Genomic DNA, 16558 nt, shown 5'->3' on the forward strand with positions numbered 1-16558 from the left:
TAAAAATTATGTTATGTTTATACATGCTAGCCTCCAGTTTTAGTTGTTTAACACACTAATTATGGCTCTGGTTTTACTAACCCACGAATTTGGAGGCTAGCACCTCGTGGGGAGTCATTATGTCTATTAACGTATTTTTTTTCTGCTCACTAACAAGGTGAATGCAAGTAATAACAGTAAAATACTCGCTGGCTCAGGAACAGATACTGGGTTGCTAGCAGCCACAGCATAGGCTTTATTGTTACTAGTAACATCAGTAAAACTCATTCCAAAGTCATCGCCAAAAGCGACGTTGGTAAGCCCTAACTCACTTAAGCCATCGCCAATAACATTAAAATTAATACTGGCTAAGGTAAAACTGCTTAACCCTTCTTGCGCGGGTAATAATTCATCCCACCAAGCATAGCTTATTTCAGACAGTGTTAAGCTGTTACTCATTACATCAGTGGCAAATTGGTCGCTACCGAGCAATCCTACATTGAGCTGATTGCCAAAACTAAACGAAGCATATTCAATTAGGCTGTTATCCCATAGTAAGTCAAATTCAAAGCTTGCCAGTAACTTTTGAAAACCAAAGCTGTCGTCTTCAATATCAGAAATAATAAAGTCAGCGGTTAATACATCGCCCACTTGATAGCTATCTTGATTTAAGTCAATGCTAAGTAAAGAGGCTTTGCTACTGAGTGAAACGAACAGTAGCGTTAATAATAATATTACTTTTTTCATGGTTATTTCCTGTTAAATTTATCGTAAGTTAAGTGTTATTCTGCAGCACAACGTGAACGCGTACATAAAGACATTAATGCTCTTATATCAAGGAGATTCACAACGCTATCTTGGTTGAAGTCATATTGGGGGTTATCAATTTCGCCGTGACGAATCATCATGGTGAATAGCGTGATATCGTGTCTATCTATATCGCCATCGTTATCAAAATCACCGAGTAGCTCAACATGACTGCTTAAATTAAATGACACAATAATAGGGTCATGATCGGATGAGCGATAAGCGTCTTCAGCAAAGTAAGTGGTTAGCTGTTCAGACGATTTGTATTCGGTGTTGTAGTCAAAAACGGCAGGCTCGTCAGCATTAATATGCCAAATAGTCGTATCAGCAACTTGCTCAGCTAAAGTATTATTTGCCAGCGCATGGTCTAAATAGCCAATTTCGCCGCCAAAGGTATAAGAATATCCTGCAACGCCTTGATAATCAGCAACTAGGTTACGAAAACCCTTAGCGGTAATTGCGTTGATAGGATCTTCTTTACCGTAAGCATTTAAATCACCAATAATGAGTTGGTTATTATTACTGGAATCCGTAGGGTTGGTGTTTAACCAGTCAACTAATGCGGTCGCTGCTTGGGTTCTTAACGCATTCCAACAGCCTTGGCCATCGCCTTGGTCAAGGTTGTTACCCGAAGCACTACCACAGCTACCTTTTGATTTAAAATGGTTAACCGCAATGGTAATTGACTCATCCGTGGCAATTTCTTTAAAGGTTTGCACCAGCGGTTGACGGTTACCAAAATTAAAGGGACCTTGATTAGTCGTGATAGCGTCACCGACCAAAGTAACCGTAGCCGGTTTATAAATAAGGCCTACCGTGATTGCATCTTCGCCAATACCCGCTTGATTCATTTTCACATAATCATAGCTATTTTCACCCAGTTGAATATTCAGTTGTGATACCAGCTCAGCAATCGCGCTGTTAGCCCCAAAACCATCGTTCTCTATTTCCATCAAGCCAACAATATCAGCATTCATATCAACCAGTGCCGAGACAATTTTACTATTTTGACGGGTAAATTCAGCTAAGGTATTTGCCCCGCGAGCGGTTGGAAACCCTTGGCCTGCACCATCGCCATTAAAGTAATTTAATACATTAAAGCTGGCAACGGTTAATGAGCCGGCATTAGTAACATCAGGTTGTGAAGTGCGCGGATTGGTAGGGGTAAACTGTGGCGTTGTCGTTGGTAGTAAACGAAACTCATTAAAACTATAATCAATCACCCCAGTTAATGCAGTGATAGAGTCACCTAAACGTAATGTATTTTGATAGCTTAACCCTGGGGCAGGGAATGGCACATTATCAGGGTTTTGCGCGTTATTTATATCATCTAAAATAATACGATTTCGCTTGTTTTTATCGGCTAAATTTAGCGCTTGCTCACTACCCGCGTTATATAGATTGGTTGGAATAATTAAACGACCATTTGATAAGGTTACCTGACCATAGCGGCCTAAATAATAAGTATCACTAACGTTTAACGTGTCTGTAAAACGAACTAACATCCCTTCAATAGTCTCCCAGTAATCACTACTTGCAACAGGTAAAGATACCTTGATTGCTTCAATTGGCTCCCCAACACCACAATCAATAAAATTAGTTGACGCCGTTAATTGAGTGCGGCCAAAGTTTTCGCTTACTGTGCCATTAACTCTGACTTTATTGCCTACACTTGGAAAATTTGACATCCCGTTGGCATAAACAAAAATAGCTTCGGAGGTGTTTAAGTCGTTATCAGTATCGCTTGCTTCTTCTTGAACAAAGTAACCAGCTAAATCGGGCGTTATTGCAGTAACAGTACCTTCAATCACTTTTATTTCACCAATAACAGGAGAGTTATCAGCACTGCCTTGAATACTACTAATAAGGTCAGCGTCATCGTTACACATACCCAATTCAGGATCTTCTGTCGGCTCTGTAGGTTCGGTTGGCTCTGTAGGAGTATTATTTGCTAAATGAAAACCTAAATTGTTAAACGTATCTCGCGCATGTGATTGCCATTGCTCTGCTTTAATAAACTCGTCTGTGCGATCAGTGTCGCCCGATTGTATTGAAGCTAAGCGTACTAATGAGGTGTCTTTGCCCCAGTTTTGTTTAACGCCATAAATACCAACATTATCAATAATGTGATCGCCGTGAACTAATTCAATGTAATCATCGCCGTTAAAGTTAACCGCACTGACAAAATGGTCAATGTAAGGTGCTAAAGCACTGTCGTTAGCAATTTGAGTTGACCCCAGCACTACGACATCTTTAGGAAGAATCTCACCCGTTAAGGTGTAGCTACTACTAATTTTTTTGCTGCCGTTTGAGTATAGATTGAACTGATACTGTGTTAAATCAATGGTTGACTCTGTGGGGTTATAAATTTCAACCGCTTTATTATAGCCAGAGCCTTCAACGTACTCTGAAAAGAATAAATTCAGTTCTGGTGTTAATGGCGCTACAGGTTCAGTAGGTTCAGTCGGCTCAGTAGGAACAACCGGTTCAGTGGTGGAACATTCAGCACTGTAAATCGTTGAAACCCACTCAGGGTTGTCAATAAAGGGGTTACGGTTGCCTTGGAATTCATAAATTTTGTTATTACGGTTAATTTCAAATTCATCAACCGGATCAGCATCATGCCATGCCAATAATGTACATAGTTTGCCTAGTTTTGGCTCTCTAGGCGATGTTAATGTATCAACAACTTGTAAATTAGGCGTTATAGAGTCTAAACCGGCATAGCGCATATCCATATATAAAACGATACGTGCTACATCACCTTTTACCGCATCTCTTGGTTCAAATGAATTACCATCAACACGGTTTGCTGGCGCTTCAGCTAAAGGCGCATCGCTGTGGTCAAAATCTAAATTGCCGCGTGACGCATTAACCGAAATATCGGTAGGCCTTAAGTGATGAATGTCAGCATAAGCTAGGGCGCTACTGCTTGGAAAACCATGACTTTTAGCCCAAACATGTTCACGGTTCCAGTTGTCTGGATTGGTCGATTGCGAACCACTACCATTGGCGGTCTTTGCTTTTGAAATACCACGATAAAACAAGATAACGTTGTCACTATTCAGCGGGTCTTCATCGGTTACCGTTAAAGCCGTCCATGCTTGAGAGTAGGTTAATTTTTTATGATTGGCAGAAATAACTTCATTGAGGCTGGTGCGGATCAGATCAACACTTTGTGCTGAATTAATCGCATTGATGACAGGGGCATAATAAGTGGCCGCATCAAAATCATCTGCATTAGCAATAGGGCTTAAATCTGGACAATTAAAACACGCGCCTGTAATGACGCTATTTTCGTTATCAACCGCTTTATTGTTTGAAGCTGATTGACTAAAGTCTTCAGACAACAGTGTTTTTGCGCTTAACGTACCTTGCATGGCCACGCTTGAAACCACACAAAAGGTTATCACGCTTAAGTTGATTTTCTGTTTAACAAAAAACCGTCTTTCCTTACTTATTTTCATTTTATATCTCCGAATGAATAAAATTAATTAAATAGTCGAGATAGTTTGACGTGCAAATGTTACGGTTTAGTTAATTAATGGCGGTTTTCTTGTAAAAGTTGACTTGATGGTCAAAAGTTTTGATCAGTAATGTCTTAAGTAGTCACCAGGTTCATTATAGGTAATGCGGGCTTGCAGACAATCTTTGCTATCATAGGTAGTCATATTGTTGACTTCACGGTAAAGCTTGTGATCACTTAACTGCAATATTTCTGTAATTTTATTATGAGTGAATATATTAAACAGGTTGTCGAGACTATCGAAAATCTTAAAGCCCAAGTTGAATATTTAGAGGCGAAAAATAACGAGGTAAGAGAGTTTATTCTTCTTAAAGATTTCCCTAATCTTATAGAGTCTTATTGCACTGACAACTAACTTGAAAAACTCCGGTTATGAAATTGCCAATCGTTATCTAATTACAGGGCTAGCCAATCAAGAAAAGCTAAAGTATTAGTATTCTATCCAAAGCTGTAGAGATTGAATTTTGAGCGGAGTCATTGAGCTCTCTGTCATTTGGTACAGATCTGTCACAGGCATATTTTTACCTTTTGTGACAAAGAAAAATAGCGGTCATTGACTACATGTTAAATACATTGGGGGCTTTGATAATTGAACACGATAAGAAGCCAGTAATGGCGCACCATGCAGGAGTCGAACCTGCGGCCTTGCCCTCCGGAGGGGCACGCTCTATCCAGCTGAGCTAATGGTGCATAGTATTGTTTTAACTGTTGTTGCCGTACATCTTTTGCAGTGGTTATTGTTTTTAAATATCAAACGCAACCAAGATAAGTTTAGGCTTGCATGCGATAAGCGCCGAAATACTATAGCTAATAAGGGGATTTGTCTAGCGATGAGTGTGAATATTTTCTTATTTAAGCAAGGTAACCGTTGATCAAATTAGCATTATAAGCCAACGATATTAATGTACTTTATTAGAAAAAATGCCTAAAGTAGAGATTATACTTTCAATTGACTATTGAATAAATTGCTATTTAATTATGACAAAAATAGAATCTCCGCTTTACTTTGACTGTCACCAGCCAATATTGATCAACATATTGAAAATAATTAAGCCAAAAAATCACAACCTTGTTTTGGCTTTGTTGTTTTTCTGCCTGGTCTTTGCCGCTAAACAAGGGGTAACACAAACGCTAAACCAAAGGACTGATAAGGGCGGATATCAGGTGACACAAATTGACGCAGAACCTTATACGCAAACCATACAACGTACTGGTAAAATAGATTTTGCCAGAGAGGTGAGTCTGTCATTTAAATCGGCTGGGTTTTTAACCGAGTTAACTATTGATGAAGGTGGAACTTTTGAAAAAGGCCAAGTACTTGCGGCCTTAGACACCGCGGAATTGCTTGCTGAAAAAAATGCCGCTTATGCACGTTTGCTGCAAGCTAAACGTAATATAACCCGCGTTAAAGCCTTAATAAAACAAAACCTAAGCTCACAACAAGACTTAGACGACGCGCTTACTACGGTAGAAACGACAAGAGCAACCCACAAGGTAGCAGCTTATAATTTAGAAAAAGCACAAATTTTAGCCCCCTTCAATGGCGTGGTGCTGCAGAGAAATACTGATTTAGGCGAGTTACAATCACCGGGAGCTGCCGTACTACGGGTGGCGGCATCAACAAATAATTTAATCGCTCGGGTTTCTTTGACGGGTAAAGAAGTTGCCTTAGTGCATTTAAAGCAGCAGGTAAAAGTTAACTTGCCGTATATCGGAGTAATGCAGGGTAGAGTTAGTAAAATTCCGGCAATAGCGGATAGCCGCAACCATTTATTTACTATTGAAGTTGCCTTAGCAGAAACTAACCTCACTCAGCCGATTATTGCTGGGCAGCTAGCAAAAATAGCGATTGATGTGCAAAGCCAACAGTTTGTTTATCGTTTACCTTTAGTCGCATTGAACGCTATGAATGAACAAGGGCAGGCATTAATAATGCTCGAGCAGCATAATAAGCCGCAGCAACAGGCCTTTGTTATTTATAAAATAGATAATGACTTTATTTATTTAACAGCTCAAGAAAACTCACCAACATTAACTGTTATTTCGCAGGGATGGAATCATTTGTCTCCCACCTCTGCCAATAAGTAAGAATGATGAAGTTACCTCGTTTAGCGATTAAAAATGCACAGTTCACGCTAACCATAGTGGTGCTATTAGTGCTGGTTGGTATAGTGTCTTATCTGAACATGCCGCGAAGTGAAGACCCTCAGTTTGATATTCCTATAACCTTAATTGAAGTTATATACCCTGGCGCATCGCCCAGTGATATTGAGACCTTGGTCGTTGACCCCCTTGAAGCTGAGTTTGCCGACATCGAAAATATCAAAAAAGTTGAATCGCAAATAAAAAATGGTGGTGCTCGTATTGAGGTGAAGTTTCATTATGGCGCAGATGCTGAGCTTGCTTTTAATAAAGTACAATTAGCGGTTTCTACCGTAAAACCGTCATTACCTGCTGGCGTACAAGATTTACTGGTGTTAAAAGCGACCCCAACAGCCGTTGCTGTCGTGCAACTAGCCTTATGGACTGAGCCGACTGATTACAAACAAATGGAGTTTTATGCCAAACTGTTAGCAAAGCGCCTAGAAACAATAGGCAGTGTTAAAAAAGCTGATGTGTGGGGGTATCCTCAACAAATCGTTGCGGTTGATTTAAATCAAGATTTACTATTACACCACAACGTGCCAATTACCCAAGTATTACAGGTATTAGAAGGGCGAGCGATAAATATTACGCCCGGCTTTGTTGATGCAAAAACACGCCGGTTTAATGTAAAAACCAGTGGTAACTTTGAAAAAACAACCCAATTAGCAGAAACCATTATTGTTTCAAATGATGATTTTGTTTTACGGCTTAAAGACGTTGCAAAGGTGAGTTTTGCTAGCCAAGATCCTAGTTACTTAGCTTACTATGATAAAAAGCCTGTTATATTTATTACCGTTGAACAACGCAATAATACTAATATCTTTTCTCTAACAACAGCGATACAAGCGGAAATAGCCCAATTTGAAAAAACTATACCAGCGCAATTAAAGCTTGCGGTTTTGTTTGAGCAAGCAGACAGTGTTGAAAGCCGCGTTAATGGCTTTTTTAACAATCTTTGGCAGGGGCTGGCACTGGTAGGCTTATTATCGTTGCTGTTTCTAGGGGTAAGAGAAGCTGTGGTGGTGATGATAGCTATTCCGCTTTCTTTTCTTATTGCCATTGGCTGGCTAGACTTTGCTGGTTTTGGTTTACAGCAAATGTCTATTGTGGGGCTTATTATTGCCTTGGGCTTGCTAGTTGATAACGCTATTGTGGTAACTGAAAGCATTCATAGAGAAAGGAAAAGCCATCTATCGCTTGCTGATGCTGCCATTGCCGGTACCAGTAAAGTGGGCTGGGCAATTTCAAGTGGCACTATCACTACCATGTTAGCCTTCTTGCCCATGCTGATGTTAGCAAGTGATACCGGTGATTTTATTCGCTCTATGCCGGTTACGGTTGTGTTAGTGTTATTAGCATCGCTGTTAATTGCGCTAACCTTTACGCCTTTTTTAGCGAGTCGGCTTTTATTGTCTCAGGCAAGTGAGCAAGGCGGCGTGAGAAAAACTAAAAAAATTAAAACGCTACAACATTATATTAATCACTTTGCTGAAAACTCCTATACAAGGTGGTTGAAAAGGCTGTTTCGTTTAAGAGCCCTGGTTATTGGTATCGCGTGCGTTAGTTTGTTAGGTATGTTGTCACTTTTTTCTGAGGTGGGCTTAAGTTTATTTCCTAAAGCCGAAAAACCCATGCTCTTAATTGATGTGGAAACACCACCTAATTCATCGTTGAAATATACCGATAGCGTGATGCAAGAAATGACACACTTCATTGAGCAGCAAGGGTTGGTGGATAAAGTTGCGTTAAATGTCGGGAGCGCTAATCCCCGTATTTATTATAATGAAATCCCTAAACGGGGGGTGGTTAAGTATGGCCAAGTACTAGTAGTATTAAAAGAATTTAATACCGAAGGTGTCGCGGCATTAGTGAGAACGTTACGTAATGAATTTACTCAGTGGTCGCAGGCAAAAATTACGGTAAAAGAATTCACCCAAGGCCCCGTAACAGATAAACCGATAGCCATTCGGTTAATGTCAGAATCTTTAGCTGATTTAGAGCAAGTCGCCAAGGACTTAGCGCATAAAATGGCTGAAACCCAAGGCACTATTAACATTGAAAACCCTATTGGTGTAGCAAATACAGAACTGAGCTTATCCATTGATTATGATAAAGCAGGCTTGTCAAATATAGACATTAATGCGCTAGACCAAACTTTGCAGTCAGTGTTAACAGGCACTTATATTGGTCGATTAAATGATAGCAATGGCGAAGATTACCCGATTTTAGTGCGCACTAAAGACGCTGATATTAACACCTTGTTAGCGAGTTATATTACGAGTAAAACAGGCGAGCAAATCCCACTAATGCAAGTGGTTGATATGCAGTTGCAAAAAGGGCAAACTGATTATTTTCATTATCAAAAATTACGTATGGCAAAAATATCGGCTGATGCCGCTTCAGGTTATTCTGTAAAAGCACTCACCGAAGAATTTGTACAATATATTGAGCAGTATAACTTACCTATGGGGATGTACTATACCTTGGGAGGAGAAGAAGAGTCTAGGCAAGAGTCTTTCGCGGGGTTAACACAAATTATGATGATCACCGCGATTGGTATCTTTGCTGTGTTAGTGTTGCAATTTAAATCTTTTTTACAGCCACTTATTATTTTTAGCTCTATTCCTTTTGCGATGGCAGGGTCGGTCATTGGGCTGTATTTAACAGGGCTTTCATTTTCTATGATGGCATTTATTGGTCTTATTAGCTTATTTGGTATTGTAGTTAATAACGCGATTATGCTCATTGACAGCAGTAATAGAAACTTAGCAAAAGGGCAGAGCAAGCAACAATCAATACTGAGCGCGAGCGCCACCCGCTTTACGCCAATATTGCTAACTACCTTAACGACTATTGGTGGTTTAATTCCGCTAACCTTGTATGGTGGCGCCTTATGGCAACCGTTGGGCGTTGTGCTTATTTCAGGGCTATGTGTTTCTGCAATTTCAAGCTTTTTGCTCGTGCCTGTGCTAACAGAGTTGCTGACGCGTGCAAACAGCCAACCTTACACTCTTGAGCAGGAAAACAATTAACGTATGCAAATGTATAGTGTTGGTATTTGGGGTTATAGTTTTGCGAGTATTGCTTATGTGCTTTTTTCGTTATTAATTCTTGCCGCTCATAATAAATCAAGCATTGCTAAATGGTTGTTGTTCAGCGCGTTAATGGCAACAACAGCGAATGTTATTGCTGCCTTGCAAATTAGCTTGGGCTTTTCTTTGCAATGGGCCATGCTGGCTGATGCGATTAAAATAGCGGCATTTTCCGTGTTAATTCTTAGCTTTAATATTGAAACGGGTAATATTAAAGAAATACTACAAAATAAGGTGGTAGGTAAGTACTTACTTTTCTGGCTAGTCTCGTCTGTTGTGTGCTGGACTTTAACCTATATCTTAGACCATGCTTACGAATACTTGTTTTTACTCTTTGTTTTACTTAACTTAACTAGTTTGGTGTTACTTGAGCAAGTTTACAGAGGCGCTAACATTGAAGCTAAGAAGTCTATTACGCCACTGGTTATTGCTTTAGGTAGCGTGGCGGTATTTGACTTTGTACTCTATGCCCAAGCCACTATGATCGAAGGCGTTGAATTTAACTTTTGGTATATCAGAGGGTATTTGTCAGCGGTAGCAGTGCCTCTACTGTTAGTGAGTATTCGGCGCTTTAAAGCCGGTACAGTGCGAATATTTGTCTCGCGCAATGTGGTGTTTTATAGCTCAATGCTTATGATTGCCGGGTTATATTTATTAGTTATGGCGGTAGCGGGTTACTTAATTAATTACTTTGGCGGTAAATGGGGACAATTTGTCAGCTTTGGTTTCTTTATTCTTGGCAGCATTGTGCTGGCGGTATTGCTGATTACCGAAACAGTGCGCCGTCAGGTTAAGGTTTTTATTTCAAAGCATTTTTTCGCCAATAAATATGAATACCGAGAAGAGTGGTTAGAGCTTATTGGCAAAATTGAAACGGCGACCGATGAAAACTATTACCAAATGTCATTAAACATTATGATGTCTAAAGTAGATGCTAGCGGTGGCAGTATTTTAAAAGCAATGGGTAATAATCGCTTTATCGAAAAATATAGTGACGGTATCAAGCTAGATGAGTCATTTAATGAGGATTTAGTGCTACTTGAACACTTCACTAAGCACCAAGGTTGGATTATTGATATTGACCAATACAGTGATAACCCGCTTGCCTATCCAGGGTTATTTATTCAACCTAAAATGTGGCATGACGCTGGCGTGAATATTTTAGTACCAATTTTTATCGGGAAAATTTTCTATGGTTTTTTTGTATTACTCAATAGTGGCGAAGAGAAAAAACTTAACTGGGAAGACAGGGACCTACTGTTCGCGATTGCTAAGCAATTGGGCAATTTTATCTCTTTAAATGAAGCGAATGATAAATTAGCCGAGTCTAAACAATTTGATGCGTTTAACCAAATGTCTGCGTTTTTAGTGCATGATTTAAAAAATATTCAAGCACAATTAGCGCTGATCACATCGAATGCTGTACAACATCGTGACAACCCTGAATTTGTTGATGATGTTTTTGAAACCGTAGAGTCAGCAACAGAGCGGCTCGCGAAAGTACTAACACAATTAAGACATAAGCAAGCTGCGCAATCAACGAGCAAAGAAGTCGATATAGTGGATATTATTAAACGTGTCATTGTCCAACGAAACGTAACACAGCCACAGGTGACGCTGCACTATAAAGAAAATTATTTACTCAATATAGATAATGAACGCTTTTTCTCGGTGATGAATCATTTAGTGCAAAATGCACAAGAAGCAACCCCTAGTGATGGCTGGGTAAACATTGCATTAGAAAAACATCATAATCAGATCAACATTATTATTAGTGATAATGGTTGTGGTATGTCAGAAAGCTTTATTAAAACAAGGCTTTTTAAACCTTTTGATACCACAAAAGGTAATGCGGGTATGGGCATTGGTGTGTTTGAAGCAAAGCAATTTTTTGAAACCCTTGCCGGTAGTTTAACGGCTGAAAGTATTGAAGGGCAGGGCACAAAAATGATAATTAGTTTACCAGCGTAAAAAAGTGCTATGTGGTAGTTGAGGCTTGAATAGAAGTTCACACAGATAATAAATTAGGATAAAGACTTCAATGGAAAAAGTATTAATTGTAGATGACGATAAAGGTATTCAAAAACAGCTGAAATGGAGTTTGTCTGACTACAGCCCTGTACTTGCGAGTGACCGCGAGTCTGCTATTGCCGCTGTTCGGCGCTACGAGCCTAAAGTTGTTACCTTAGATTTAGGTTTGCCCCCCGACCCAGCTAATGCAAGCGAAGGGCTAAAAGCATTAGAAGAAATTCTAGCGATTGCGCCACACACCAAGGTAATAGTCATTACCGGTAACGAAGACAGAGCAAATGCCTTAAAGGCAGTCTCAGCAGGTGCTTATGACTTTTATCAAAAACCCATTGATGCTGAAGTAATTAATGTCATTATTTCTAGGGCATTAACGTTAGCAACGATAGAAAGCGAAAACCGCACAATGCGAGCCGTGACCGATAGTAACATTGGCATTATTGGTAATAGTGCAGCTGTTGACCGCTTGCGAACGATGATCAAGCGTATTGCACCAACCAATATTACCGCATTATTATTAGGTGAAAGTGGCACCGGTAAAGAAGTGGCAGCTAAGGCAGTACACTTAGCTAGCGACAGAGTCAAGCAGCCTTTTATTGCTATTAACTGTGCCTCTATCCCTGAAAATTTACTTGAGAGTGAGCTGTTTGGTTTTGAAAAAGGGGCATTTACAGGGGCGCATAAAACCACTAAAGGCAAAATAGAATGCGCAGAAGGTGGTACTTTATTTCTTGACGAAATTGGTGATATGCCCTTTAACTTACAGGCTAAATTGCTTCGGTTTTTACAAGAGAAAGTGATAGAAAGATTAGGCGGGCGAGAGGAAATACCGGTTAATGTTAGAGTGGTTTGTGCAACCAATCAAAACTTAGAAGAAATGGTGGCGAATAAAACGTTTCGCGAAGACTTATTTTATCGCGTCAGCGAAATAACACTGAATATTCCGCCATTACGTGACCGTGAAGAAGACGTGTTAATACTGGCGCAATATTTCCTACAACTTTATGCTACTGAATATAAAAGTAATGCAAAATCATTTGCTGATGATGCTATTAGCGCTATTAAAGCGCATAAGTGGCCCGGTAATATTCGTGAGCTACAAAATAAAGTTAAATCATCAGTCGTAATGAGTACTGGTGTACAGGTCACTGCATTTGATTTAGGCTTTTTTGACCATAATGATAGCAACTACGAGCTGTCGTTAAACTTACGTGCGGTAAGAGAGCAGGCGGAATCAATTGCTATTCAAAAAGCGTACGCGCTTGCTGAGGGCAACATGTCTAAAACCGCTGAGCTACTCGGCGTAACACGGCCTACCTTGTACTCATTAATTGAAAAATATGAATTGAGTATTAACAATAGCTAGTGCCTAAGGCCTTGTTAACGCAGCGGCCTGTAGCGGCTATTGGTCGTTGAAAAACTACGGGTTGCTGGCGTTAGTTGAGGTATTATAGTAAGAGGAGATTAAGGCTCTTCTCTGCTTTCCTCTGTCCCTTGCTCTACTTGCGCCTGGGCAAACTGTCGATTTTTTTGTTTCAGGAGTTTATCAACATAGCGGGCTAATTTAACTTTCTCTTTAATTGTCCCTTCTAATATCTCTTCAACTTCGCGTAAAACTTCTCTTATGTTTTCAACGTTTTCAGTTGAATTAACCACTTGTTGAGCCGCCCCTTGGCTATTCTTTTGGTTGTTTTCAAGTGTGCGCGTGCTTAAAGAGCCTGTGAGCTCAACTGACATTTCTTGGGCAACCGCAGTAATATCCTCCAGAGTAAATTGGTTTAATTCCTCCAAAAAGCCGAACAGTAATAAGCGATCAACAAAAATATTAATTTTACGAGGAACACCAAGTGTTTTTTGATGGATCAATGCAAAAGCGTCATCTAAAAACAAGGCTTCTTTTACACAGCCAGCTTGTTGTAACCTATGGTTAATATAACTTTTTACTTCGGCTACGCTTAATGGCTGTAAGTGCGCAGAAGCAATAATACGCTGCCTAAACTGCTCCATATTAGGCGCCTGAATAATATCTTTAAGCTCTTCTTGGCCAAGTAAAAAACTTTGTATTAACGGCTTATCGTCAAGTTGAAAATTTGACAACATTCTTAATTCTTCTACGGTTTCAGCCGGTAGATTTTGCGCTTCATCAACCAAGAGCAAGGCGCGTTTACCTTGCTTGTGAAGTTGCCCTAAAAATGTCTCTATGCTGCGCAATACTTCTGCTTTAGTGCAGCGCTCTTTTAATGGAATTTTAAACTCAGTAGCAACAAGCTCAAGTAATTCGTTAGGTGATAATTTTGTTGTAACTAATTGTGCTGCAACAATATTTTCATCGCCAATGGAGGACAATAAATTACGGGCAATCGTTGTTTTACCTGTGCCTATTGGGCCGGTGATCACAATAAAGCCTTCGCCTTGGTCTAAACCATAGCGTAAATAAGACAATGCACGTTGGTGATGGCTAGTGGCAAAGAAAAAACGAGGATCAGGACTTAACTGGAATGGTTTTTCTGTAAAACCATAATAACTTTCATACATATTAAAATTCTTTGGTAACGTTAATTATTGCGCGCATTTCATCGTAGGTATACCGTTCAAGGTTTGAATCTCTATTAATATGTTGAAGGGTAAAGTGCGTTGATAAAGATGAAGTTAAATTTTTAGTGTAAATAGCAGACACCGTTCTGTAATGATCTTCTTGTCTACTGCCTTCGGGGTTGTTTTTATCAAAAATAAGGTAGTCGTATTTTGTCGTGAAGGTTAATTCACTCTTTCCACTGACCTTTCTGTTAATCGTAAAGCCAGCGCTTAAAGTATCATCAACCAAGCTAGACTCAATTCCTTCACGCCTTGAACCACTAGCATTCAAGGTAAAAGAGGTTCGGGCGAGTTGTAGTCTTGAGCTCCAAGCAAAACGCTTGTTTAAAGAAAACTCATTGCTTTCTATTAGCGCCAAGGTATACAAGTTTGTTAGCTGAAACTCACCATCAGTTGGTTGTGCTGATTGAGCAAAGCAGTGTGAAATATTTTCTATCACTGTCTCAGCAGGGCACCAGAATGCGCCTAAATCGACTTGTTGATAGCTGTTTCGGTCAAATACCTCTAAGCTTTCATCGTAGGTAATGGTATTGGTTAAACGCCTTGTACGATGTTGTAGGTTAAGGTTGTAAGACTCACCAAAAAAACGTTGGCTATAACCCGCAGCTAATGATGTTCTTGGAGAAGGGTTCCATTGAATGGAGGCGTTAATGTAATCATCACTTACTTGATCATCAGAGACATAATTGTAAGAGAGATCTAGGTGTAAATGTTGTGATACTAACCAACGAATACCTGGCCCCCATGACGTGGTTGCCATTTGCCTTTGATTTGCAACATTGCCCGAGAAATCCTCATCGTAAAAACGCACAAAGGGATTGAGGTTTATTGAGGTTATTAGTCCTAGTTTTGCGTCAATAGTGTATTGTTTTCCTGTGCTGGTTACCCCTAATGACTTTTGCTCTCTATTTGTATAATTACCGGTTAGCTGCCAAAAGGTCGTGCGTGCATTGCTGTTGTTTTGTGTTGCTAAGTAAGCAGAGGTCGCATTATATTCACCAATATTATCTTCAAACCTACTGACATTGTAACTTATTGATGAATCAAGAGAAAAGCTGCTATTGTTAACATTGTAAAGCAGGCCAGAAGCATAGCTTTCTGCTTTAATTGTGTCACCTGACACTAAATCAGCCAGCCCATTGTTGGCATTGTTTCGATTAATATTGTCAACAGTTGCCGTGGCAAATAACTGTGGTCCGTCAGCCCAGAGGCTATACTGGCCGTGGGTATCAAGCGTGAGATAATTGTCATTAACATCTGTATCATGGCTAAAGAAAAGGTTGTTGCTTTTACCGGTGAATGCTAGGTTGGCCACGCGTGATTGATAACCAAAGTCTACGCCAAAAATTGCTTGTGACACTAGACTAGAAGTTGGGTCTATTGTTGTGAGTTCAACATTGTCAGTATAGGTTTCTTCTATGCCGAAATTAGGCTTAAACTGCCACTCTCCGGCCATAGACCAAGATGAACAAGTGAAACAAAACAGTAGTGAAAGTGCGTTAGCTAGGCAAAAATGTTTAGATTTTCTTGCCGTAACCATAGCCATAATAGCCATATTCATCCTTTTTAGATCTAATGGTTTTATTCATTACGAAGCCGATAGCAATATCTTCATTTAGTTGAGAGACTGCTATTTTTACCTGTTCTATTTTTGTTCTTGACTCTTCTACAACAATCACCGCTTGTCCAACTAAGCTCGACAGAACAGGGGTTTCAGTCACCCCTATGATGGGCGGGCAATCAAAAATAACAAGACGGTCGGGGTAGCGTTGAGCCAACTCTTCAGCGAGTGATACCATTTTAGCACTGGCTAGTAGCTCATTGGTTAAATGATGAGGTTTACCAGCAGGGATTAATTTTAAGTTGGCAATATTGGTATTATAAATAACATCTGATAATGAGGGGGCTTCATCAAGTAGGTATTCAAGCAAGCCTTGTTTGCTTTCAAACTCAAACTCTTTATGTATGCTGGGCCTTAATACATCAGCATCAATCAATAAAACGGTTTTATCTTGCTCTAGCGCAATACTTAACGCGAGATTAATAGAAACAAACGTTTTACCTTCATTGGGGTTTGAGCTAGTCACCATAATTAAATTGCTGTGCTTTAATGTTTTAGACGCAGGCCCAAAAGCATTATTGATTAACTTACGTTTAATGTGACGAAACTCTTCTTGTATATGGTGTGCACTATTAGCACCGTAGATAAAGCCTCGCTCGGTTAACTGTTCGCCGTTTAAAATAAGTGTTTCTTTATTTTTGCTTGTGGCTTGGGTTGGCGCTACTGCCTCTTGCATTGATGGCTCTATTGGGGCTGTTGTTTCAAGTGCTTGGTTGTCTTGTGCGGCTTGTTGTTTGGCCAACGCCTTTTCTATGGTACTCATGG

Annotated in this window: 10 protein-coding genes and 1 tRNA gene; 5 read left to right on the forward strand and 6 right to left on the reverse strand. The window is 39.9% G+C overall.

The features are described from left to right. Positions 1-126 precede the first annotated feature (126 nt). Together AC0UA9_RS13315 and AC0UA9_RS13320 are read right to left on the reverse strand one after the other, a co-directional pair. Positions 127-726 (reverse strand): PEP-CTERM sorting domain-containing protein, encoded by a 600-nt coding sequence (locus AC0UA9_RS13315; RefSeq protein WP_475660592.1) that lies wholly within the window; start codon positions 724-726, stop codon positions 127-129. Between the two features lie 35 nt (positions 727-761). Further along, a complete protein-coding gene (locus tag AC0UA9_RS13320) occupies positions 762-4253 on the reverse strand; it encodes an ExeM/NucH family extracellular endonuclease (RefSeq protein ID WP_475660593.1) in 3492 nt (1163 codons plus the stop codon). Positions 4254-4517: 264 nt separating this feature from the next. Between AC0UA9_RS13320 and AC0UA9_RS13325 the strand changes: the two genes are divergently transcribed. Beyond that, a complete protein-coding gene (locus AC0UA9_RS13325; protein ID WP_475660594.1) occupies positions 4518-4667 on the forward strand; it encodes a hypothetical protein in 150 nt (49 codons plus the stop codon). Positions 4668-4925: 258 nt separating this feature from the next. Here AC0UA9_RS13325 and AC0UA9_RS13330 read toward each other — a convergent pair. After that, positions 4926-5002, reverse strand: a tRNA-Arg gene (locus tag AC0UA9_RS13330). Positions 5003-5290: 288 nt separating this feature from the next. Between AC0UA9_RS13330 and AC0UA9_RS13335 the strand changes: the two genes are divergently transcribed. From AC0UA9_RS13335 to prsR, 4 genes are all read left to right on the forward strand, one after another. Beyond that, complete coding sequence (locus tag AC0UA9_RS13335; protein WP_475660595.1) at positions 5291-6400, forward strand: efflux RND transporter periplasmic adaptor subunit; 1110 nt, start codon at positions 5291-5293, stop codon at positions 6398-6400. Between the two features lie 2 nt (positions 6401-6402). Continuing rightward, positions 6403-9489, forward strand: a complete 3087-nt coding sequence (locus tag AC0UA9_RS13340) for an efflux RND transporter permease subunit (protein WP_475660596.1) — start codon at positions 6403-6405, stop codon at positions 9487-9489. 3 nt (positions 9490-9492) lie between these two features. Next, positions 9493-11520 (forward strand): XrtA/PEP-CTERM system histidine kinase PrsK, encoded by a 2028-nt coding sequence (prsK, locus tag AC0UA9_RS13345; protein ID WP_475660597.1) that lies wholly within the window; start codon positions 9493-9495, stop codon positions 11518-11520. Positions 11521-11590: 70 nt separating this feature from the next. Next, positions 11591-12943 (forward strand): PEP-CTERM-box response regulator transcription factor, encoded by a 1353-nt coding sequence (prsR, locus tag AC0UA9_RS13350; RefSeq protein WP_475660598.1) that lies wholly within the window; start codon positions 11591-11593, stop codon positions 12941-12943. 98 nt (positions 12944-13041) lie between these two features. Here prsR and AC0UA9_RS13355 read toward each other — a convergent pair whose 3' ends face one another. The 3 genes from AC0UA9_RS13355 to AC0UA9_RS13365 are packed head-to-tail and all read right to left on the reverse strand — an operon-like array spanning position 13042 to position 16556. Next, complete coding sequence (locus AC0UA9_RS13355) at positions 13042-14112, reverse strand: XrtA/PEP-CTERM system-associated ATPase (protein WP_475660599.1); 1071 nt, start codon at positions 14110-14112, stop codon at positions 13042-13044. Between the two features lies 1 nt (position 14113). Continuing rightward, a complete protein-coding gene (locus tag AC0UA9_RS13360; RefSeq protein ID WP_475660600.1) occupies positions 14114-15727 on the reverse strand; it encodes a TIGR03016 family PEP-CTERM system-associated outer membrane protein in 1614 nt (537 codons plus the stop codon). Beyond that, the gene (locus AC0UA9_RS13365) at positions 15690-16556 is read right to left on the reverse strand and encodes an XrtA-associated tyrosine autokinase (protein WP_475660601.1); all 867 of its coding nucleotides are present in this window, start codon (positions 16554-16556) and stop codon (positions 15690-15692) included. The genes AC0UA9_RS13360 and AC0UA9_RS13365 overlap by 38 nt, the downstream gene beginning before the upstream one ends. Positions 16557-16558 lie beyond the last annotated feature (2 nt).

Source organism: Colwellia sp. F1 (assembly GCF_056238625.1).